Below are 24090 nucleotides of genomic sequence, written 5' to 3' on the forward strand. Positions count from 1 at the left end.
CGGTGGTTGGTCTGCTGCAACGGAGAGGGAATGATTGATAATCCGTCTTTTCGACATCCATCCAATACATCGTTGTGAGGATTGTATCCTGTGCGTAAGGCCTGCCCGGAACCGGGGAGGCTTTTTTTGTTTACTTTTATAACCCCCACAGGGAGCAGAGGAAGGAAGTAGAGAACATGGGAGCAACAGCAGGCAACAAACGATTGAAACTAACGGATATTCTGGTAACCATCGTGATCGCAGTGGTGTTTGGGGTGATCTACAAGATATGGGGACCTACGTATGACCTGATGAAACCATTCGGCGTTCATGCGGAGCAGATGATCTACGGCATGTGGTTTATGGCGGGCACGTTTGCTTTTGTTATCATTCGTAAACCAGGTGTGGCGATTCTTGCTGAGGTTGCGGCTTCAACGGTGAGTGCTTTTCTAGGCAGTGAATGGGGCATGTCCACACTGGTGTATGGTCTGTTGCAAGGACTGGGAGCCGAGATATTCTTCGCCGCATTTCTGTATCGTAAAACCAATCTGTTTGTCACGTGTCTTGCAGCCATAGGAGCCGCCGCGGCTTCGCTCTTGCTGGATTACCAGTACGGGTATATTGATTCACTCTCGGTGTGGAACTATACGTTATTTATTGGGTTCCGCTTTATTGGAAGTATCCTGATTGCCGGAGTGTTCGCTTATTATCTCGCCAAAGCATTGGAACTGACAGGTGTAACGCGTTCGCTCAGACCGGTATCCAAACAAGATTATGAGGCTCTGGATTAGATGAACGGGGAAGGGAATTCGCAAGCGGTAAGTGTGACGAATCTAAGATGCAAGTTCCCGGGAGAGAAGGCCTTGGTATTCCAAGGCTTGTCTCTCTCTGTGCGTCAAGGGGAGAAAGTGTTGTTGCTTGGACCGAGCGGCTCCGGGAAATCGACGTTATTACAAATATTGAGCGGTCTGATACCACGTTCAGTTGAGATCCCGATGAAATGTGATGATATCCAGGTTCCGACAAAGGCCGGAGTGGTCTTTCAAGACCCGGATACCCAGTTCTGTATGTCCTATACGGATGAGGAGATCGCATTTGTGCTGGAAAACCGGAATATTCCGCGTGAAGAGATGGCGGGGCTGATTGAATATTATCTGGATCAGGTGGGGTTATCCTTTGAACAAAATCGGACATTGATTCAATCGATGTCTCAGGGGATGAAGCAGCGTCTTGCGATCGCTTCGATGCTTGCCATGGACCCGGAGGTGTTGTTTCTGGATGAACCCACTGCACTGCTGGATGATGCGGGGACTTTCCAAGTGTGGGATACCGTCAAACGGATTGCCAGTGACAAAACGTTAATTATCGTTGAACATAAAATCAATGAGATTGTCGATATGGTCGACCGCATCGTTGTGATATCACCTGAAGGAAAGATCGTGGCAGATGGGCCAGCACAGCAGGTATTCACGGATGAACGTGACAAGCTGAAGGCTTATGGAATCTGGTATCCGGGCGTGTGGGAGGAGCGCGAGCAGGCAACCAAGGAAGAACAGGAAAGTATCTCTGGAGAGCTACAAATGTGTGTGGATCAGAGCTTTCCGAGCTTGGAAGCACAGCAATCGTCTGGTTTATCCGAAAGAATGGGGATATTCCCCCTATCTAATGTATCATCCTTATCGCATGTAGCGCCGCTCTATCAGCCTGCACTGGATTTGCAGCAGTTTACCGGATGGCGTGGGAAAACATCCTCCATTCAGGTGGAACAGGCCAAGGTATGGCATGGAGACTGGATCGGTGTTGTGGGAGCCAATGGTGCAGGCAAGAGTTCATTGTTATTATCCCTGATGAATATTTTGAAGACGACAGGTCACTATGAGGTGGATGGTCATCCCTCTGGCAAAACGGAGCAACTCGCAGATCGAATTGCGTTTGTATTTCAGAATCCGGAATTTCAATTTGTGACCAACACCGTCGCGGAAGAAGTGGAATTCTCTTTGCTTGGGGGCAGGCTTACTACAAAAGAAAGACATGACAGGACTGAGCATATGCTGAAGCAATTTGGGCTAATCGATCTGTCCGAGCGTCATCCTTACCAATTATCGATGGGGCAGAAACGACGCTTGAGTGTTGCCTCCGCACTGGTGAGAGAGCAGCGTATTTTGCTGTTGGATGAACCTACATTTGGACAGGATGCCCGTAATACGTTTGCCATGCTGGCACAACTGGAGCAATTGCGGCGTGAAGGAACAGCCATCGTTATGGTTACCCATGACCGTGAGATTGTAAAAAGATATTGCACCCGAATCTGGACGGTGGATGACGGGAGGTTATCTGATGCAACTGTCGTTTCCTCACCGTGAAACCTGGCTTCATGCCGTCAATCCCGGCTTGAAGATGATTATACTGACATTGATGTTTGTCTTTGTTATCCTTATTCACAATCTGAATGTAATGGCCAACGTCGCGGTAGCTATGTTGCTGTTACTGTGCTGGACAGGCCACCCGTGGTACAGATTGCTCCTGTATGCATCACCATTCATTCTGGTATTTATCTCTACGTCTACAGGTATGATGATGTTTGGTAAGGGAGAGACCACGTGGTATAAGTGGGGGCTGATTCATATTACAGAAGAGAGCTTCTATCGCGGACTACACTTAGGATTTCGCTCGCTGAGCATGGCAGCGGCTGGCTTGCTGTTCGGACTGACAACCAAGCCTGTAAGACTATTTTATTCTCTGATGCAGCAGTGGAAGCTTCCCGCAAAATATGCCTATAGCTTTCTGGCGGCGATGCGCATGATCCCGATTTTACTGGATGAATTCCAGACGCTCCGTTATGCGATTCGCATTCGTGGATCAAGGCAACGGGGCTCCCGCTGGAATGTGTACGGTACACTCAAGCGTTATGCTATTCCGTTACTGGCACAGAGTATTCGTCGTGCACAGCGAATGGCGGTAGCGATGGAAGCAAAGGGATTCACGGATGGCGCGAGCCGAACGTATTACATTCAGATTGGCTATTCTCGCGCTGATCTGTGGTTTGTATTTTATTATATGCTCACCTTAACCGCTGCTTATTACATCGGAGTTACCTTTCCTTATCATGCTACGATGGTGGATGTAAGGTAATACGGGAAAATGAAGAGAAATATATTGAGGTAAACGGTAACTTTTTCCTGATCACAGCGTCTATATGGAAATAACTTCTAATGGATGGGGATGAACGAAAGTGAAGACGGGGCCTGACTGGCAGAGAACGGGGTACAAATGGATTACCATGACTGGATTATCAGCTGTGCTGTTGACGGGATGGATGCTGCTGGATTCCGAAATGGTCGTGCTTGGGGGACAAGCTTCGGCTACAACGCCACAAGCCTTGGGGGCAAGTCCCCAAGCCTCATCAACACAGTTGGCCTACAAACAAGGAGAACCCGTTACGCTCATGACCGACATCCCTCTGTTCAAAAACAGGAGGGACAGCAGTGTGGCTGCTGACCAGATGAAAGTTGAATATTATACAACAAAAAGCGAAAAGTATACCCTGGCATCGGTTCGTGGTGAGTGGATACAGCTCAAATCATCCGAGCAAGGAGACTTTTGGCTGCCAAGTTGGTATGCGCTAAAGGGGAGCAGAAGCATGACGAAAACGGCTCCCCAAAGTTTCACGCTTCAATCGGGCAGTAAGCTGTATTTGGCCCCGGGTAGTGCTTCAACCTGGTCTTTTGAGAAAAGGCTAACAGATAAAGCGGTTATTGTTGCGGCGTGGGATGGATGGTATGGCGTCTCCCTTGCCCCTCAAATCTGGAATAAGGAATCGTCCACTTATCGTCCTGTACTGCTCTGGATCAAAGAAAAGGATATAGATCAACGAATGAATGTGGCTGATGGCTGGTTCAATCAGGAGGCATCGCTGCCGACTTCGGTAATACGCCATCTGACAGATATTAAGCTGAACAAGGCAACCACCTCCAAACAAGTGGCTGAGTGGTTAGGCGAGCCGGATTGGAAAGAGAGTTCAAGCAATCTAAATTATACGGGTTATTCAATGAGTATTGGGCAGACCTGGAGATATGAGCGGGAAGATGGGCAATATCTGGTCACATTCAACAAGAATGGCAAGGTGGTCAGGACAAGCTGGAATCTACCACAGGATAAACGAAATGTTGTGGTTTCCGATGGGAACATCAGTCGGGCGGATGAATATGGGTTCACAACAAAAATCTATGGCACAACGCTGCCGACGACAATCCCTTGGAAACCGCTTTGGACGAACCAGGGGGATATTAACTACACTTTTTTACAATCAGCCACGGATGACGTGCTCCTGATGAAAGGGGATGACGGTGGATTTAGCGGGGATTACTACGAAGGCTCCATATATGCTCTTGACCGACATTCGGGCCAGAAATTATGGGGGGTTAATGGGGGTTTTGGAAGATTGCAGGCAGAGTTGGATGCAGGACGCCAATACGTTACAATCTACAGCGAGTATGACCCTGACAAGAAAAAATACGTGGATCGTATTCGTCATCTGAACTTGAAGAACGGAAAGGTCACATGGACGTACACTCCTAAGCACAATTTGAGCCTGAATGGCATTACTGCGGCAAAAAACGTCGTGGTTGTGAATAGTCCGATAATTGAAGGCTCAAGCAATAGCAGGTTGACGGTTCTGGACAGTGCGAACGGAAAAACATTGTGGACGCGCAAACTGACTACAGGATATGAACTATTGAACAAGAGTGCAGATGACCCTTATGTGTTGTACTGGGAAAAGAATAAACTGGTTGCAGCCGATCCGCAATCGGGCCGAACCGTATGGAGCTTGAAGGCCAGACGATCCACCATAGAACAACTTGGGAATGATCCATATTTTGATGGGATCGAGCGTCTGGATCCCTTTGCAACCACGAATGCTGAAAGATGGATATCGCTGGATAATCAATGGCTACTGCTTGATCTGAACACGGGCAAGAAACTTGCGCAATTTCCTGCTCGGGTTGGACAGAGATTTGAGGTGCTGAACGATGGCATGCTGTTGATCCGTGAGAACAAAAACGGCGATCATTACGGAAAATATGAAGATTTTACAACCACCCTGCACGATGCCAAGACAGGCAAAACACGTTGGACGCTCAAGGGCAAGATTGAACGAGGCTTAGTGGAAGATGATCAGTTGTATGTGATTAAGAACGGCTATCCAGCGGCTTTGGATTATAAAACGGGGGAGACGCGCTGGAATGCCAAAGATACGATTGCAACGCTAAGGCATCCGACGAATCAGGGAAGTTATCTGGTCATTGATGATCAGTTGCTGTTGCCCATGGACGAGAATTTCCTCGTATTGAACAAAAGGAATGGAGCATTGCTAGGTCGTGTACATGACGTTGTGATGGGAAGCCCGGAGCACCGAGACCGGGATGCGAAGAATGGAACGATTAACCGAATCGGAAATGAAGTATATGTGGGTTCGTCCAACGGACGTTTTCGTGTATATGAAGCCAGCCGCCTTCAAGAGGCAATCTCACCTTAAAAGCTTGTCTCGTAAGGGATGTTGATTTATTATAAATGAACAGGCTTGCTCGCGCTCCGGTTATCGGCTGTGCGGGCTTTCTTCATGTGTTCTTAAGAACCATGCATGATCATTCACGGGAGGACTCTCCATGATCTCATTATATGGTGTAAGCAAACGTTATAACGAGCGCGGTTCCCGTGCAGATCAGGGATTCGAAGCATTAAGCTCGGTGTCCCTCGAAGTGGGACAAGGAGAAATACATGGCATCATCGGATCGAGTGGAGCAGGCAAATCCACACTACTGCGGATGCTTAACGGATTGGAAAAGCCGGATGATGGTGAGGTTGTTGTGAATGGGCAGCACCTGACTCAGATGAATGAACAGAGTCTGCGTCAGGCACGAAGATCCATTGGCATGATCTTTCAACACTTCAATCTTGTCAGTAACCGAACGGTGAGTGGCAATGTCTGCATGCCATTGGAGCTTGCGGGTATATCTCGTGCGCAGCGAGTCGAACGTGGACTTGAGGTACTGCGGTTTGTTGGACTGGAAGACAAGGCAGATCAATATCCTGCTCAGCTTAGCGGAGGACAGAAGCAGCGTGTGGCGATTGCACGAGCACTTGCCAGTCGTCCGGATGTGCTGCTCTGTGACGAACCGACCTCTTCGCTTGATCCACAGACCACGAATGGTATCCTGGATGTGCTTCGTCATATCAATGAAACGCTGGGCGTGACGATTGTCGTAGTGACGCATGAGATGGAAGTGGCTCGTAGACTATGTCACAGGATATCGGTCATGAAGGATGGGAGACTCGTTCGAACGTTGTCTAAAGCGGAAGTGAGCAGTATCCCTGCTCCACAGCCTGATCTGCTGACCTCCTTGCTTGCGGGTGACGAATACGGGATGACAGGTTCGTCTCTGTTCCGTCATGCAGAACAGGAGGACAAGTCATGAGGTTACCTGAATCTGTGCTCAAGTATCAGCATGAGATATGGCAGGCGATCGGAGAGACTTTTGTCATGGTGGGCATCTCCATTGCGGCAGCTGTTCTGATTGGGTTACCTCTGGGTACACTCCTGTACTTATTCCGGAGAGGACAGCGGTATCAGAATCAAACGTTGTCCTTTGTACTCGGCAGTGTCGTCAACATCATTCGTTCGTTTCCGTTCTTACTGCTGGTTGTATTCATGATTCCATTCACACGGATCGTCGTGGGAACGTCCATCGGTACACTGGCGGCAACCGTGCCACTCTCGGTCATTGCAATTGCCCTTTACGCGAGACTGGTGGAACAAGCGTTGCTCGATGTACCGAGGGGAGTGGTTGAAGCTGCTGCTTCCATGGGGGCATCGACGATGCAGCTGGTGGTGAAATTCCTTTACGTGGAGGCACGATCTGGCCTTGTACTGGGAATCACGACAGCTACGATTAGCTTCATCTCCTACTCGACGGTGATGGGCATTGTAGGAGGTGGCGGGGTTGGCGATTTCGCCATTCGCTACGGTTATCAGCGCTTCGAAACGGAGATTATGGTATTTACGATCATCATTATGATTATCCTGGTACAGATGATCCAATTCACAGGTAGCAGACTGTCCCACTGGCTGGATCGCAGATCCTGAACGGTTGGACCGTGTATTATTAAGAATAACCAATACAGATTATACGATGAGGGGTAGACATGAAATGAAAGCAAAAATGATGCTTATGTTGCTTGCAGTAATGCTGGTCGTAGCTGCTTGTGGCAAAAAAGAAGAAACACCTGCGGCTGAAGGAACAAAAGAAGATACACAAGCTGCACAAGAAGTTACGCTGAAAGTAGCCACGTTGATTCCGCCGATGACAGATGTACTGGATATTGTTAAACCGCTATTGAAGGAAGATGGAGTCAATCTGGAAGTTGTTGTGCTGTCAGATAACGTACAGCCGAATACGGCACTCGCGAATAAGGAAGTGGATGCAAACTTCTTCCAACACGTACCTTACATGACCCAGTATAATGAAGCGAACAATGCCAATCTGGTGGCAGTACAACCTATCTATAACGCAATCTATGGAGGTTACTCCAAAAAGTATAAATCCATTGAGGAATTACCAGAAGGTGCAACGATCGCGATTGCAAACGATCCGTCCAATATTGGTCGCTCTCTTGTAATGCTGGAGCAAAACGGACTGATTAAGCTGAAAGAGGGCGTAGGTTTTAACGCCACGCAGGCAGACATCACCGAGAATACGAAGAAATTCAAGTTCGAGGAAGTGGACTTGTTGATGCTGGCTCGTATGATGGATGATGCTGATCTGGTAGCCATGACTCCGGCATATGCCAGCCCGCTCGGTCTTACACCGAAAAAGGATGCACTGTTAACCGAGAAGGATGATTCCCATTTTGCTATCACTATGGTTGCTCGTGAGGACAACAAAGACTCCGAAGCCATTCAGAAGCTGGCTAAGCGCATGGCGGGTCCAGAGGTCAAAGCCTTCTTCGAAGAGAAGTATGCAGATATCGCTATCCCGGCATTTGAATAGAGAATATGTAGCTTAATGTGAATAGCCTTTTAGATCTGAGCGATAACGCTTGGGTCTTTTTTTTATGGAATCCGCTAGGCTATTAACAAGTGTTTAGAAACTTAACAATTTGGTCATACCGCTGGCTTACTTTATTTAATAGTTTTTTCGTATAATTTGTTTGAAAGTAGTTCTTTAGGATTATAAATCAAGAGGTTTAAGTAATTTAATGGGTGCGAAAAATGTCTTTTGCGAGAGGTAGGACCTAGTTTTAATATCTTCAGGAATGTTAGTTGCTCTTCACTTTATGAGAGCTAGATCAAGCAGAACTAAAAATTAATCTGGAAGAGGTAGAGAAATTTGTCCCGAAAAAATAGCAAATCGACCTGGTTCAACAAGATGCATAAGAACTTTAAAACGAAGCTGGTGGTGTCCTTTATTGCTTTCTTGGCCATTCCTTCGTTAAGTATTGGCGTTTTATCGTATAGCAGTGCGAAAGATGAAGTGGAGAAACAAATCCTACATAGTGCGATGGAAAACGTGAACCTTGCCAGTGCGACCATTGATCTGTCGATCAATGCCAAGCGCAATCACATTGAATACTATGCGAGTACACTTGCAGAGGAATTGCGTCAAGAAGATGCCGAGGTTCGGGTCGTGAATGAATTGAAGGGGTACGCTGCGCAGAACACCGATATCATCACCATAGGTGTGGGAACGGAAGCGGGTGTGTATCTGATGTCCTCCGATGCGGAGATGCCTGAAGATTACGATCCCCGAGTAAGACCGTGGTATACGGAAGCGATGGGAAGTCCGGAACAGGTGATTGTTACAGATCCTTATATTTCTGCCGAGACGAATGAGATCACCATCACAATTGCCAAGGCACTGAATGATCAATCGGGCGTGGTCCAACTGGATCTCGATCTGTCAAATATCAGTACCTTGGTGAGCGGCATTAAAGTAGGGGAACAGGGTTATCTAATTCTGCTGGATGCCAGCGAAAAGTATATCTATCATCCGACGGTACAACCCGGTACAGATGCAACAGAAGATTTTTGGACACAGGTGTATACGAATGAATCTGGAAATTTCAACTATACCTTTGATCAGGCTGATAAAGTCATGTATTATGCTACGAATGCATCCACGGGATGGAAGGTCGCTGGCACCATGTTCTCTTCTGAAGTAGAGGATGCGGCTGCGCCCATCCTGAATCGAATGATCGTCGTCATTGTGTCCTGCCTCGTCGTGGGTATTTTGATTATCTGGCTGGTGATGCGATCTATCATTAAACCGATCCGTCAGTTAAAGGACCAGGCGATTCAGGTGAGCGAAGGGGATCTAACCCAAACGATTACTTCCACAAGCCATGATGAAATTGGTGAACTGAGTGATGCGTTTGGCAAAATGCAGCATAATCTGCGTGTGCTGATACAGAATGTGGAGAACAGCGCCAGTCAGGTGGTCATCTCATCGGATGAAATGACTCAGAGTGCGGAATCAACCAGTGCAGCCAGTGAACAGGTAGCACGAGCCATTCAGGAAATTGCGAGTGGTGCGGAGAAGCAGACCCAAGGTATTGACCATAACCATCAGGCTATGAATGAAATTACGATCGGAATTACACGAATTGCCGAACGTTCCATACAAGTTGCTGATTTGGCGAAACATACAACCGTACAAGCAGAAGAAGGCGGCAACACCGTCAAGCAGACGGTGGGTCAGATGCACTCGATTCAAGAAACGGTAGCACAGACGAATCAGATAATTCAGGCTTTATATGAACGATCACACCAAATTTCAGCGATCACGGAGTTAATCGGAAGTATAGCCAAACAGACCAACCTGCTCGCGCTGAATGCCTCCATCGAAGCTGCTCGTGCAGGTACGCATGGGAATGGATTCGCTGTTGTGGCGGCAGAGGTCCGGAACCTAGCAGAGCAATCTGGGCAGTCCGTCAATGAAATTACCGTGCTGACTACGGCAGTACAGGAAGACATGGCCGCTTCCGTTCGCATGATGGAGAAAGTGACCACAGAGGTTGGAGAGGGCATGGACATCTCTACAGAGGCGATTCGGAAGTTTGAACGCATTCTGGATAGTATGCGGGAAACGACACCTCAGATTGAAGAGATTGCAGCTACTTCTCAAGAGATCACAGCAGGTGTTCAGGAAGTATCTGCTGTATCCAATGAGCTGGCAGGCATTGCTTCAGGCAACGCCGCGGCCTCCGAAGAAGTGGCCGCTTCCTCCGAGGAGCAGCTTGCAGCAATGGAGCAGATTTCTGCCTCGGCTCGGGGCCTTTCTTCCATGGCTGAAGAGCTGCAGCGTCTCATTAGACAGTTTAAATATTAAACGGGCATGTAGCAGTATCAGAGAGTATCACACAGGGACGGCATCACATCATGTTTCATCAGAGGGAGTGGATAACCATGCAACTAGAACTCAGAGCCTTCTTACTGCTAACGGATGCGGTTATGATTACAGATGAGGATGGTGTGATCCTTGATGTGAATTCCGTCTATGTCACCAAAACGGGATTCTCACGGGAGCATACGGTAGGTCAGCCTGCCCGATTGTTAATGGATACCCACTGGAGAGGCAACCAGACCTGGTCTGGCGTAGCCAAACTGATGAAGGCTAATCAGGAAGTGTGGGATGCCCAAGTCACGATTACATCGGTACATTTGGATGACTCTCTCTTTTATATCAGTATATTTAATGATGAAATCTCATAAAAAAAATCGTTGTTTTGCGGTAAGTGTATGTTAGCTGAAAGGGTCTGTTATTTTTTAAAAAAAGGTCAATATCGTCAATTGAATAAGGGAGCCTGGCATACTATGATCTGTATACTGGGGAACTGCGACCGTGAATCTGGCAACATTCATTGAATGCATGAATTCCTGAATTCGTATTGTGGACGGTGACCATTTGCTACGCGATCTTGTATTAAATTTCACGCTGATTTTGATCTTTGTTTTCCTGATTCATCACTATCTGAACCAAACAAATGCAACGCGCACATCTTCCATCACGACTCGAGTGATTATTGGCATTGCACTGAGCATGTTGGGTACAGCGTTATATTATTTCTCCATTGTACTAAGTGATGGTACCATGTTGAATTTCCGGGCCAGTGTGTATCTGCTCGCCGCTTATTTTGGTGGGAGTGCCTCCGCATTCGTTACTTTTGCATTCATGTGGATTTTTCGAATTAATATGGGGCGTAATCCCTTGTTGGAGAACTGGCAGTATGCGTTGTTAGAGTTGTTCTTTGTTGTAGCCATATGCCTGATCTTCAAGTATGTCAGGGGATTTATGCAGAAGTGGTTGTTCGGATCGTTACTGCTGATTACTGTGTATGAGTTAATTGTACTAAAGACATATTCTCCTTCTCTACTAGTGATGGGGAAGATTCTCCTTTTTCAATGTATCTGCTTTTTGGCGATTGTACTATTCCTGTATTATCTGAACCAAAATCATCGATACAGGCGATTGGTCATTCAAAGGGATCAGGAAATGCTGGAAATGCTCCGTATGCAGCCCGGGTTTACGTTTAAAGTCCATAAACAGAACGGGAAATTCGAATATCTTCTGCTTGAAGGAGAAATGCTCTCCCAGCTGGGCTTGGATATGAGTAGTCTGAAGCACAATTACAAAATGGGCACGTTGAACATTTTACCTCAGGAGAAGGTAGAGTTTCTGCGAAAGCAGTTTAATCGAGCATGGGAAGGTGAATCTTTTTTTTACGAGATTGAGCATGAAGGTTATTATTCACTGGTGAAAGTTCGCCCTCTGCGAGAAGATGGTGTAGTGAAGTATGTCGTGGGATATGGACTTGATATTACGGAGCACAGAGCAGTTAAACGAAGAATTCAAGAGAGTGAAGAGCGATATCGAACACTTGAGCGAGTGTCGGCAGACTGGTTTGTCGGTATGGATAGCAACAGGTGTATTGTGTCGGTTAATCAGAAATTTCTGGATGTTCTCGGTCTCGACAGACAGCAAGTGATCGGACGTCAGCTTGAAGAATTGCTGTTCATTGAGCAGTCGGAGAACTGGTTGTTCATTTTCCAAAAAGCTTTACACCACAATATAGCCCAGGAGACGGAATTGAGTCTTATTGTTGGAGAAGGTCATGAGCAGCATGTTCGGGTTCACCTATACCCGGATAAAGCGCTTAACTCAAGTGAGAAAATCAAGGCAGTTATTCATGATATTTCGGATCAATATAAACGTGTTAAAGCCGACAAAGCGAGCCAGGCGAAAAGTGAGTTTCTTGCCTTTATGAGTCACGAGATTCGTACCCCACTGAGCGGTATCATCAGCTTTTCGTTGTTGCTTCAACGGACAGATCTGTCCCCACAGCAATTGGATTATTTAAGTAAAATCAACGCGTCCTCCCAAACCTTGCTTACCCTCGTGAATGATATTCTTGATTTTTCGAAAATTGAGGCAGGCAAGCTGACTTTGGAGAAGGTTTCTTTTTCACCAGAGGATGTATTCAAGCGTGTGGCAGATCAGATCGGTGTGGCCATCGGGCACAAAGACATCGAAGTGATCTTTACGACCGATTCCGATCTGCCGTTAACGGTGATTGGTGATCCGTTCCGACTCGAACAGGTGTTATTGAATCTGCTGAGTAATGCGATTAAATTCACGGAGCATGGATATGTCACATTGCGGGCAGAGGTGCTTTCATTGGAAGCGGAGCAAGTTCAGGTCCGTTTTGAGGTAGAGGATACGGGGATTGGAATCTCACCTGAACAACTGGAACGGCTTTTTGTCCCGTTTACTCAAGCGGAACCTTCGACGTATCGAACATATGGTGGTTCTGGACTTGGGCTGGTGATCTGTTATCTTCTGGTGACCTCCTTGGGAGGAAACTTGCGCGTGGATAGTGTGCTGGGAGAGTACAGTCTGTTTTCGTTTGACTTGATATTTGAACTTGCAGATACGGAAGAAGAGAGTTCCTTTCTGCAAACATTCCCTTTGCTATATTGTGTGAATGATGTGGTTATCATTGAAGAGGATGAACGGATGGGCGAAAGTCTGAAGCAGATGCTCTACTCATTCGGGATGAAGCCAACGCTGTATCCTTCCTTGAACCATATGATGGAGAGCGATTGGTGTGTACCTCATGCAGATGGGGCAAGTTCCCTGTTAATAATGATGGATATGGATGCAAAGGACACCATTAACGGGTCGTCATGGGACAATTTCATGAAGCGATTGAATCGAACCCAATTTCAAATGGTGGGTTATACCCATGCTTTTAGTGAAAATGCCCTGTGGAGTGAGGAGAGATCCTTTCGCCCGGATATCATGATGATCAAACCGATTACACGTCTGGGCTTGTTCGAAGTTTTACTTGCACTTCAAGGTGAAGGGCCACTGGAGAACCATCGGAGGGTAGAAGGCGATGAACCTTATTTGCTTAAATCCAAAGGTCACATTCTGATCGCTGAGGACCAAGAAATCAATCAACTGGTTATTCGAGCGATGCTGGAACATATGGGATTCGAGGTGACGCTGGCAGACAGTGGCACAGAGGTTTTGAAGAAATTGGGCGAACAAACATGGGAATTGATTCTAATGGATATGTACATGCCCGAAATGAATGGAATTGATGCAACGCGACATATTCGCAAGATGAGGCAATATGATCGTACGCCCATTATCGCGCTAACTGCGAATAGTCTGCAAATAGATCATGAGACTTGCTTTGAGGTTGGCATGAATGCCATACTGACCAAACCGATTCATGAACAACAGATGACAGATACATTGGAAACATGGATTGATGTGAAAGGCATGCGAGAGATCAGTGGAATTGATGCAGATAAGGCGATTAGGCAGATGGACGGCAAGCCGCATATTCTGCAATATGCGCTCACGAAATTCAGAATGGAGTATGGCTCGTTTCAGAAAAAACTGACGATTAAGCTTCAGCAGCAACAGATTGCTGCTGTGATCCGCAGCGTTCATTCACTCCGAGGCGTTGCTGCCAATCTGCATGCAGTGGACCTGTTACGTCCGGTTCTTCAACTGGAATCGCTCTTGTCCCGTCCGTTATTCGAAGAAGAGGAACTGAGTTCGATATTGGAGAAGGTACAACAGGAGATTGATAGAATTACCGAGTCTCTGCCATGGTGACCGAGCTGAATGAAGCTGTGTGTTTCTATGGTGTGAACTTATATCCGACCCCCCAGATGGTTTGAATATATTGGGGGTTTTTCGGGTTGTCCTCAATTTTTTTACGAAGCTTGGTAATGTGCACATCTATGGTGCGATCATTAATGTACGCATCAATACCACGAATGGCTTCAATCAGGGCATAACGACTGTAGACCTTGCCGGGATTGAGGACAAACAGCTTCATGATTTCAAATTCGGAAAACGTCATTTCCACTCGCTGGTTATTCAACAGTACGGTTCTGCGGGCCAGGTCGAGGGATATTCCGGTCTCCTGTTCAGTGACAACAGAGTTGTTCAATATGGAGTAGCGACGTAATACAGCCTCAATACGAGCCTTCAGTTCCTGCATGCTGAAAGGTTTGCATACATAGTCATCAGCCCCGTCTGTTAATGATCGAATCCGCTCCGCAACTTCGGTTAACGAAGAGATGACGATGATGGGGATTGCCGTATGTTGGCGCATGAGAGAGCAAGGATTTTTATCTCCCGAATCAGGGAGCATCAAGTCAAGAAGCAGGATATCAGGCCGCGCTTGAAGCTGTAGAAGACCATCTCTTGCGTTATCGACACGGATAACATCATACCCTTCACCTTGCAAATACAGGGATAATGTATCACCTAACATATTGTCGTCCTCTATGATAAGCACTTTGGTCATGATATTCCTTTCTGAATCCACTTCGTGTAGAAGGACTTAGATCCATGGGTTAGCTTAATATACCTGATAATGTATACCCTGATAATTAAATCACGCAACATGAGGATGTCAAGATTCCAACATGACTCAGCAAGAAGGGAGAGGCTCTGACTCAAAACTTGCCAAGATATCAGTTAACTTCACGCTCAATCAGGCGCATCAGTTTGCGCTCGGTAGCGGTCTCTGGTGCCGGCGTGTATACACTGCATCGCAGATCGGAGCTGCCCTGAACCTGCAACGACGTCAGATCAAACAACATTTTGCCTGCTTTGGAATGTCTGAACTCGATTAATACATCCGGGGCACTACTGACACTGCTTTGTTTCCAGAGGGTATGAAAATCGGGATGTCTGTTCATCATGTCATCCAGAAATAAATTATACCATTCATCATCGACATACTGACCATAATAAGCACGAAAAATCGCCAGAAATCCACTAACAAAATCCTCCCAGTTCACCGCGAGCCTGCGAAATTCCTTTCGATCAAATAACAGACTGATCATATTCCGCTGTTCAGGAGGAATCTGTTCAAAATCCATAAAAACATGCCGGGCTGCATCATTCCAGCCGACAATGTAACAGCGCCGATCCGAGATCACGGTAGGGCAGTGGTGAAGTTCTTGCAAGATTTTCTGCAAGGAAGGGTGAAGCTGAATAGGTTCTTCTTCCAGCGTGGGCAGCTCCGAGTGATGTTCCATAGCGAGCGAAAACAGATATTTTCGTTCATCTGCAGTAAGCTTTAGTGCTGAAGCAATGTTGTCCAATACGGAATGGGATACCTGAATATCCCGACCTTGCTCCAGCCAGGTATACCACGTTGTACTTACGCCTGCCAGTTGGGAGACTTCTTCTCTCCTCAGCCCAGGCGTTCTGCGCCGACTTCCAGTAGGTAAACCGACCGATTCGGGAGAAATTTTAGAACGCTGTGTTTTCAGAAAAGTGGACAGGGCCTGTAGCCTGACATCGTAGTTCAATCCATCACCTTCGATCCTCATTATCATGGTAGTCATTATACTATTATAATTGACAACTTGTAATAGGATATTCGAAAGTGCACTATTAGTGGCAGAGCGTAAGAGTAAGGTAGATAACAGCGCTGAAGGAGGATGGATATGGAACGAGTCGTGATTACAGGAATGGGAGTCATCTCTCCTTTGGGAAATGATGTAGATACATTCTGGAATGGATTAATTGAGGGCAGATCAGGGATATCGCCCATAGCGCATTTTGATACAGCTTCGTACAAAACCAGAATCGCTGGAGTGGTCCGTGATTTTGATGGTGAAGCGCGTTTTGGACGCAAGGAAGCAAGACGCATGGACCGATTCGTTCAATTTGCTGTTGCTGCTGCGGATCAGGCTGTATCGCAATCCGGTCTCGTGATGGATGAACTGGACCGTGAACGGGTAGGTGTATATATTGGTTCAGGCATAGGTGGCATCCAGACATTAATGGAACAAGGCAAGGTTCTGTCAGATCGGGGACCTGCGCGGGTTAGCCCAACACTGGTACCGATGATGATATCCAATATGGCTGCGGCTATGGTCAGTATGAGGTTTGGTTGCTGGGGGCCGACATTGTCGCCAGTAACGGCTTGTTCCATTGGCAATACAGCCATTGGAGAGGCTTTCCGGTTAATTCGTTATGGCGGAGCCGATGTTATTATTGCTGGAGGAACAGAAGCGGCTGTAACCGAAGTGTCCCTGGCAAGCTTCGGTAATGCGACAGCGTTGTCTACACAAAATGAAACGTTCCAAGCAGCCAGCCGTCCATTTGATGCGGGGAGAGACGGCTTTGTCATGGCGGAGGGCGCCGGAATCCTGGTTGTTGAATCACTGTCTCATGCTCTGGCAAGAGGGGCGAATATTCTTGCCGAAGTGATTGGATATGGTGCCAGTTCAGATGCGTATCATATGGTAGCTACCCATCCGGAAGGGCGGGGTGCATATCTGGCGATGAAAGCATCACTGAAAGAGGCTCAGATTGGACCTGAAGACATTGATGTGATTAACGCTCATGCCACCAGTACGGAGGCGGGGGATCTGTCCGAGACGAGAGCCATTAAACAACTTTTCGGAACTGCAGCCTATGACATTCCGGTCACGGCGAATAAGTCCATGACGGGACATATGCTTGGTGCGGCAGGTGGTGCGGAGGCGATCTCGCTTATTCAAAGTCTGCGGCACGGCATCGTTCCTCCTACGATCAATCAGGAGCAGAGAGACCCCGAATGTGATCTGGATTATGTACCGAACGAGGCAAGAAGAGCAGATTTGCGGATTGGGATGTCTAATTCCTTTGGTTTTGGCGGTCATAATGCCGTTATTGTTCTTCAAAAATATTCATCTTAAGCAAAAAAAGCAGTCTTAAGCAAAAAAGCAGCCTTAAACAGAAACAACAGCGTAGCCCCATCGGGCTGCGCTGTTGTTGGGTTAATCCAGGGTCATTGACAACCACCGTACCATTGGTTAACGGCCGAGTGGTTGTACGGCTCAGGACGAGAGGGATGTCGATTCAGCCATGCCTTTGTTGCTTCGGCTTAGCCAGCTTACACGCCAGCGGGATTGCATGAAGAGAACAAGGATTAGGGAAGCTGCTGCAATCAGGCTAAGAATGACAAAGCCTGGTGTATAGGATTGATAGCTGCTATACAGTTGACCGAGAATCAGCGGCAATGCATATCCGCCCAATCCGCCAGCGGCACCTACAATACCTGTCATTAGACCAATCTCGTTACCGAAGCGTTGGGGAACCAGTTGGAACACGGAGCCATTTCCGGCTCCCAGACACATCATGCCGAGGAACAACATGACTACCACAACAGGAAGTGGTGGCATGAAGGATACACCGATCAACATGATACAAGCTCCTGTGTACAGGAAAGTAAGCATGCGGGTTCCGCCAATTTTGTCCGCCAAGTACCCCCCAACAGGCCGGAAGAAACTGCCGGCGATCACACAGAAGGTCGTAATGTCTGCGGCACGAACAGGAGAGAGTCCGTATTGGGTGTTGAAGAAGATGGTGAGATAGTTACATAATCCAACGAAACCACCAAAGGTTACACAATAGAAGGCACAGAATACCCAGGCATCTTTTTGTTTAAGCAGACTTCCGTATTGGGACAATTTCTTGGGTTCAGGCCGGTTAGGGCTATTTTTGGCAAAGATAGAAAAGAGAATAAATACGATAGCGATCGGTATAATAGCAAGTCCGAACACAACTTCCCAGCTGCCAAAATGCGTAGCCAAGCGATTGGCGAACAACGTCGCGAGTACGGTTCCGCTGTTACCCGCCCCGGCAATACCCATGGCCAGACCCTGATGCTCTTTGCCATACCATTGGCCTGCCAGAGGTAGCGCAGCAGCAAAGGAGGCGCCTGCGACACCGAGCAAGAGTGCCACCACGTACAGTTGGCTTAAAGAGTCGACCCATAGCCAGCCGAGTAACAAAGGAACCAAGGTAACGAGCATCCCAATCTGTGCGGTCAGTTTTGGACCAATATAATCAGACATGAAGCCAAGCACAAGGCGCAGGATGGAGCCGCCGAGAATAGGCAATGCGACCAGATTGGCCTTTTCCAGCGGAGTCATCGGATAATCCAATGCAATAACAACTGCGAGTGGACCAAGCATCCCCCATATCATAAAACTGATGTCAAAATACATAAACGCCCCGAAGAGGGTGGGCTTATGCCCGCTTTTCCAAAAACTTTTGTTCTCCATCATCCATCATCGCTCCTCATCCAATTGAGATCTTCGTGATTTGTCTATGTGCTTGTGAAGGCAGAAAAAGGCCGCAATTCGTCCAGATAAGAACGATTTGCGGCCCCGTTGCCGACAGGCGGTACACGTCATTGTGTTCCCGCATCTGAGTTGATCACAGCACTGTGATTTTGATTCAAATTATAATCAAGAGAAAATAGAGATGTCAACAAAAATTACACGTAATTTTAAATATTTCATTTTTAAATCGTATTTCACATTTATGATGTTAATTTAGTTGACATATGATTAGGATTCCCTTAATCTGAATCTAATATGAATCCACACAATGGCGTGTGGATTCCGGAGGCAACGGTGCCCTTTTCCGAATCATGGAGAAGGGATTTTTCTGTTTATTTTCAGGTGAGAGAGAGATAGGGGGCAGCCCATGAGCAGAAGCAAACTGGTGATTATCGGGAATGGCATGGCTGGAGTGAAGTGTGTTGAAGAGATTATCGCACTGGCGCCTGATACGTATGAGATTGTAATTTACGGCAATGAACCCCGTCCCAACTACAATCGGATCATGTTATCGAAAGTATTGCAGGGTGAGCATTCGTTACAGGATATCATTATCAATGATTGGACCTGGTATGCCGAGCATCATATTCGGTTATGCACAGGTGAAACGGTACACCGAATTGATACCCGCGGAAAATATATAGAGACTGAATCCGGCTTAAGGGAAACGTATGATGTCCTGATTCTGGCGACAGGGTCTTCACCTTTTATCCCACCGATTCCAGGAATGGATAAAGAGCGGGTCATGTCCTTCCGGACCATTGATGATTGTACACGTATGTCTGACTATTCCAAAGTATATCGAAAGGCTGCGGTCATTGGTGGTGGATTGCTTGGACTGGAGGCTGCACGCGGGTTGCTGCATTTGGGTATGGAGGCGGTGGTGGTCCATAACGCACCTTACATTATGAACCGACAGCTCGATCAGAAGGCGGCCATGATGCTTCAGCAGGAGCTTGAAGACCAGGGCATGACCTTTCTTTTGGCCAAAAATACGCAGAAAATTACCGGACGATCGCAGGCCCAGGGGCTGCTGTTCACAGATGGCTCCAAGCTTGAAGCTCAGGTTGTCATTGTCGCTGTAGGGATTCGGCCAAATGTGGATCTGGCCAGACGAAGCGGAATTGCCACCAATCGGGCAATCATGGTAGATGACTATATGCGCACCAGTGTACCGGATATATACGCAGTTGGGGAATGTGCCGAACATCGGGGAATCAGTTATGGTCTGGTGGCTCCCTTGTATGAGCAGGGGAAGGTACTTGCACGTACGCTCTGTGGACAGGAAACGCCTGAGTACAAAGGATCTATTCCTTACTCACAGCTGAAGGTATCCGGGGTTGATGTTTTCTCGGCGGGCGATATCAGTGGGGAGGGCATGCAGACCGCAATTCAACATCTGGATGGTATTCGAGGCACATACAAAAAAGTGCTGATGCAGGCTGGCAAAGTGCGTGGAGCCATTTTATTTGGAGATACAGCCGAAGGAACGGCATTGCTTGGACTGGTGCAACGAGGTGCGGATGTGTCGGAATTGGCTCCGCGTGAAGGGGCCCCGGACCCGGCTGAGATGGCTGCTGCGGCATTACCGGCTCAGGAGACCGTATGTGCCTGCAACAATGTGACCAAGGCTGCGATAATGAAGGCCATTCAGGAACAGGGCCTGGAAACGGCAGATCAGGTTAAGGAGCAGACCAAGGCGTCAGGTTCATGCGGTGGCTGTCGGCCGATGGTGGCTGCTCTGTTGAAACATACGCATAACCTGAAAAATAACGTGGGTACTGGCGTGGTCGCCACACCGGATAAACCTGCTCCAATGCCTGTATGCAGTTGTACGGATCTTGGGCATGCAGAGCTGAAGGAATTACTGGCTGACATCATTGTTCCAGAGACAGACCTACCTTTGATCTTGCAGAAGCTGGGTTGGGGTTCGGAGCTTGGCTGCGCGGGATGTCGTCCAGTGATCCACTATTACTTACAGGTATCCACTCGAACGATACATGATCAAGAAATCGATAGTATCCAAGAGATTCAGGTGCGTTGGGATGATCAGATCCCGTTGTCATCTTATGCAAGGGATGCGGGTGGCTTGGCAGCACAGCTTCGTACGAGTTGGATTGGTGCAGCGATGCCGTCGCCCGTGAATATAGGCGTCGCACCAGGGCCGGGATCATTGGTGAGCGCACTTGTGCAAGATATTGGCTTGCTGGCATCACCAGCTGGATGGGAGATCTACGCAGGCGGTCATGCAGAGCATCCGGTCAAGCAAGGTGGCTTGCTCGGGGTGGCTGAAACAGAGGTGCAAGCGGCCGCACTGGCATCAGCCTGCCTTCAATGGTATCGCCAAACCGCCTGGTACGATGAGCCGTTATGGGCGTGGACAGAGCGATTGGGATTCATGTCGATTCGGGAAACGTTGCTGGATGACCAGTTGCAGAAGGAACTTGCAGCTACACTTCATGCTGATATATAGATGAAAGGCGGGGATGGAAGATGGGATTATCCGTGAGTTCAGAACCAACAGCCTCCAGGCTCTATGTAAAGGAAACCCAGTGTCCGTATTGCAGTGTGCAATGCAAGATGACTGTTGAAGAACTGGCTGCACCTGTTGCAGGCCAGCGTCGTGGTGAGTATGCGGTTCAGGGCGTTCCGAATGAAGCCTCTCAGGGCAGGCTGTGTGTGAAGGGCATGAATGCTCATCAGCATGCACTCAGTGGACAACGATTAATGCATCCGTTAATTCGTCGCAATGGCGAGCTTGAACCCTGTTCCTGGGACGAAGCCATTCAGACCATTGCAGAGCGGTTTCGGCAATTGAAAGATTCATACGGAGCAGATACGGTCGGAGTATACGGAGGCGGATCTTTGACCAATGAGACAGCCTACCTGCTCGGAAAATTTGCCAGGGTTGCATTGGGTACGAAGTATATCGACTATAATGGACGGTTTTGCATGTCAGCTGCTGCTTCAGCTGGCAGTAAAGTGTTCGGGATGGACCGTGGCTTGACGTTCCGCCTGTCCGATATTCCCAAGGCGGGCTGCATTGTACTCGCAGGTACCAATATTGCGGAATGCCAACCTACCCTGTTGCCCTACTTCAATCAGGCCAAGGAGAACGGGGCATTCATTATCGTTATTGATCCCCGCAAGACGGCAACTGCAGCCATTGCCGATCTCCATTTGCAGGTGAAGCCGGGCATGGATGCATTGCTGGCGGATACCCTGTTGAAGGTGATTATGGATGCCGGATTGGCAGACCCTCATTTTATAGGCGAACGAACGCATGGATACGAACAATTAATGCAAGGGTTGGCTGATCTGCAGCTTGAACAGGCGGCACAAGCATGTGGGGTGGATCTCGCCCTGATTCGTAAGGCGGGAATGGCTTACGGTGAGGCAAAGACGGGTATGATCATGACAGCGCGTGGTGTGGAGCAGCAGACAGATGGGCATATGGCCGTCAGGCACTTTCTGAACCTCGTGCTGGCGACTGGCAAAATTGGCAGAGAAGGCTGTGGATATGGTGCCATCACAGGTCAAGGTAATGGGCAAGGCGGACGGGAGCATGGGCAAAAGGCTGACCAGCTGCCGGGCTATCGCTCCATTGAAAATGAAGCTGATCGTGCCTATGTGGCATCGGTTTGGGGCGTGGACCCTACAAGTCTACCGGTTAAAGGGGTCTCGGCCTATGAGATGATGGAGAAGGTTCATGATCAGGAGATTCGGGCATTGCTTGTGATGGGCTCCAACCCGGTTGTATCCAATCCCAATGTGCGTTTGGTGGAAGAAGGTCTGCGTAAGCTGGACTTTCTGATCGTGGCAGACATGTTTCTATCCGAGACAGCGCGAATGGCTGATCTGGTTCTCCCGGTTACGTCTTATATGGAGAATGAAGGTACACTGACCAATCTGGAGGGGCGTGTTCTGCTGCGTGAACAGGGGCGACCTGCGCCAGGAGAAACGGTTGATGATTGGGATATATTATGCCGGATTGCTGCGCAACTGGGCAAAGATTCTTATTTTGAATATGACAGTGCTGAGGATATCTTTAATGAGCTTCGGGTGGCGAGCCGTGGTGGAGTCGCTGATTACTATGGCATTACCTATGAGCGTTTGCGTAACGAGAAAGGGGTATACTGGCCGTGTTCTGCCCTTGAGGATCAGGGAGAAGGACTACTGTTCGGTGAACGATTCGCTCACCCGGACGGCAAAGCCGCATTCACATTCGAATCAAGTCCGGGCTGGAATGATGTATCACCGGAATTCCCCTTAATTCTCACCAATGGGCGTGTGCTCCCTCATTATCTGACAGGGGTCCAGACACATCGTAGTCCGGCGCTGGCAGCCCGTGAATTGGAGAACTTCGTTGAACTTCATCCGGCTACCGCTGCCCGTCATCGCATTCACGATGGAGAATGGGTCGAGATTCAATCGGTTTACGGAAGCTTCACGGTACGTTCGCGCATCAAGGATTCCATTCGGGAGGATACCTTGTTCGTGCCGATGCACTGGGGTGGCGTTCAGAATGTGAATCGGGCAACCCGACCGGAGCTGGACCCGTTCTGCCGAATGCCTGGATTCAAGACAGCGGCCGTAACCATTCGACCGTTGCGATTGGCGAGATGATCATACAGATTAAGGGTTACCAGGTGTCATAATCTTCTCTAAGCGTAGCTTAGCGGCTGCGCAGTCCCATATTTATATGAGACTGTGCAGCTTTTTTTGCGTATATGTACGCAAGTAGGCCATAGTTCCGTGGTTCCACGTAAACATGAGGATTGGCTCATGAATATGGATTGAATTTTAGTTATGATGTTTATTAGGGGTACATATGTACGTATTTTTGGTTATATTTTGAGGCCGATAACAGTTTCGAGTTTAGGTTATTACGCATCGTGGTATAGATATCGGGGCTTATGGAAGCTTCTTCAAATAGGGCAGGACATAGGGAGGGAACACGGTGAACATATGGATAACGGTAAAAAGTCTGGGTAAGCGCAAGCCGGCACTTGCCAAACAAGCTGCCGAACTTCCGGAAACAACCCATACGCTGAGGCAGCTCATTGAGAACATGGTGGCTCTGCAAGTGAAAGCTCTTCAGGACAAGAAGCAACAGGCAGAATTACTCGCCTATCTCATGCCGGATGAGATTGAGACGCAGGGAGCGACGGGAAAAGTTGGGTTTGGCGCAGTATACAATGAGGGCGTCCCTGATCTGAATGGTGCGATGGAGACAGCTATAACCGCCTATGAGGATGGGTTGTACAAAGTGTTTCTCAACGATGAAGAATTGCAGGAACTGGACAAGTCGATGGTGATACAGGACGGCGACAACGTGGTGTTTATTCGTTTTACAATGCTTGCCGGACGTCTGTGGTAGAGAACGATGAAGGAGGAGAACA

The 24090-nt window shown here is 48.0% G+C and carries 17 protein-coding genes; 14 read left to right on the forward strand and 3 right to left on the reverse strand.

The genetic code is table 11. From position 1 onward, the window contains the following. Positions 1-176: 176 nt before the first annotated feature. The 10 genes from NYE45_RS04385 (at position 177) to NYE45_RS04430 (ending at position 14165) form a co-directional block, all read left to right on the forward strand. Positions 177-770: an ECF transporter S component gene (locus tag NYE45_RS04385; RefSeq protein ID WP_340015760.1), complete on the forward strand. Its 594-nt coding sequence runs from the start codon at positions 177-179 to the stop codon at positions 768-770. After that, a complete protein-coding gene (locus NYE45_RS04390; protein WP_340015761.1) occupies positions 771-2342 on the forward strand; it encodes an ABC transporter ATP-binding protein in 1572 nt (523 codons plus the stop codon). Continuing rightward, positions 2317-3111 carry an energy-coupling factor transporter transmembrane component T gene (locus NYE45_RS04395; RefSeq protein ID WP_340015762.1) on the forward strand — a complete coding sequence of 265 codons (795 nt, stop codon included), beginning with the start codon at positions 2317-2319 and terminating at the stop codon, positions 3109-3111. Before NYE45_RS04390 ends, NYE45_RS04395 begins: the two co-directional genes overlap by 26 nt. Before the next feature lie 148 nt (positions 3112-3259). Continuing rightward, on the forward strand, positions 3260-5515 hold the full coding sequence (locus tag NYE45_RS04400; protein ID WP_340015763.1) for a PQQ-binding-like beta-propeller repeat protein: 2256 nt from the start codon (positions 3260-3262) through the stop codon (positions 5513-5515). A 130-nt stretch (positions 5516-5645) separates the two neighbouring features. Beyond that, entirely contained in the window at positions 5646-6455 is an 810-nt protein-coding gene (locus tag NYE45_RS04405) for an ATP-binding cassette domain-containing protein (RefSeq protein WP_340015764.1), read from the forward strand. Then, positions 6452-7123 carry a methionine ABC transporter permease gene (locus tag NYE45_RS04410; protein WP_340015765.1) on the forward strand — a complete coding sequence of 224 codons (672 nt, stop codon included), beginning with the start codon at positions 6452-6454 and terminating at the stop codon, positions 7121-7123. The genes NYE45_RS04405 and NYE45_RS04410 overlap by 4 nt, the downstream gene beginning before the upstream one ends. A 46-nt stretch (positions 7124-7169) precedes the next feature. Beyond that, entirely contained in the window at positions 7170-8027 is an 858-nt protein-coding gene (locus NYE45_RS04415) for a MetQ/NlpA family ABC transporter substrate-binding protein (RefSeq protein ID WP_340015766.1), read from the forward strand. A 378-nt stretch (positions 8028-8405) separates the two neighbouring features. After that, complete coding sequence (locus NYE45_RS04420) at positions 8406-10364, forward strand: methyl-accepting chemotaxis protein (RefSeq protein WP_340017301.1); 1959 nt, start codon at positions 8406-8408, stop codon at positions 10362-10364. A 77-nt stretch (positions 10365-10441) separates the two neighbouring features. After that, positions 10442-10747 (forward strand): PAS domain-containing protein, encoded by a 306-nt coding sequence (locus tag NYE45_RS04425; protein WP_062837529.1) that lies wholly within the window; start codon positions 10442-10444, stop codon positions 10745-10747. A gap of 193 nt (positions 10748-10940) precedes the next feature. Further along, positions 10941-14165: a response regulator gene (locus NYE45_RS04430; RefSeq protein ID WP_340015767.1), complete on the forward strand. Its 3225-nt coding sequence runs from the start codon at positions 10941-10943 to the stop codon at positions 14163-14165. 25 nt (positions 14166-14190) lie between these two features. Here NYE45_RS04430 and NYE45_RS04435 read toward each other — a convergent pair whose 3' ends face one another. Then, the gene (locus NYE45_RS04435; protein WP_340015768.1) at positions 14191-14865 is read right to left on the reverse strand and encodes a response regulator transcription factor; all 675 of its coding nucleotides are present in this window, start codon (positions 14863-14865) and stop codon (positions 14191-14193) included. Between the two features lie 169 nt (positions 14866-15034). Continuing rightward, the gene (locus NYE45_RS04440; RefSeq protein WP_340017302.1) at positions 15035-15880 is read right to left on the reverse strand and encodes a helix-turn-helix transcriptional regulator; all 846 of its coding nucleotides are present in this window, start codon (positions 15878-15880) and stop codon (positions 15035-15037) included. A gap of 138 nt (positions 15881-16018) precedes the next feature. Between NYE45_RS04440 and fabF the strand changes: the two genes are divergently transcribed. Beyond that, complete coding sequence (gene fabF / locus NYE45_RS04445) at positions 16019-17257, forward strand: beta-ketoacyl-ACP synthase II (RefSeq protein WP_340015769.1); 1239 nt, start codon at positions 16019-16021, stop codon at positions 17255-17257. 141 nt (positions 17258-17398) lie between these two features. Here the strand turns inward: fabF and NYE45_RS04450 are convergent, their stop codons facing one another. Beyond that, positions 17399-18628, reverse strand: a complete 1230-nt coding sequence (locus NYE45_RS04450) for a nitrate/nitrite transporter (protein WP_340017303.1) — start codon at positions 18626-18628, stop codon at positions 17399-17401. A gap of 427 nt (positions 18629-19055) precedes the next feature. On the opposite strand from NYE45_RS04450, the gene nirB reads away from it, so the two are divergent. The 3 genes from nirB to NYE45_RS04465 all read left to right on the forward strand — a co-directional run bounded on the left by nirB (position 19056) and on the right by NYE45_RS04465 (position 24068). Then, positions 19056-21161 carry a nitrite reductase large subunit NirB gene (nirB, locus tag NYE45_RS04455; RefSeq protein ID WP_340015770.1) on the forward strand — a complete coding sequence of 702 codons (2106 nt, stop codon included), beginning with the start codon at positions 19056-19058 and terminating at the stop codon, positions 21159-21161. A 20-nt stretch (positions 21162-21181) separates the two neighbouring features. After that, positions 21182-23314 carry a molybdopterin oxidoreductase family protein gene (locus tag NYE45_RS04460; RefSeq protein ID WP_340015771.1) on the forward strand — a complete coding sequence of 711 codons (2133 nt, stop codon included), beginning with the start codon at positions 21182-21184 and terminating at the stop codon, positions 23312-23314. 334 nt (positions 23315-23648) lie between these two features. Then, a complete protein-coding gene (locus NYE45_RS04465) occupies positions 23649-24068 on the forward strand; it encodes a hypothetical protein (RefSeq protein ID WP_340015772.1) in 420 nt (139 codons plus the stop codon). Positions 24069-24090: the final 22 nt, after the last annotated feature.

Origin of the sequence: Paenibacillus sp. FSL K6-1318 (genome assembly GCF_037976905.1) — a bacterium.
Lineage (GTDB): Bacteria > Bacillota > Bacilli > Paenibacillales > Paenibacillaceae > Paenibacillus > Paenibacillus amylolyticus_A.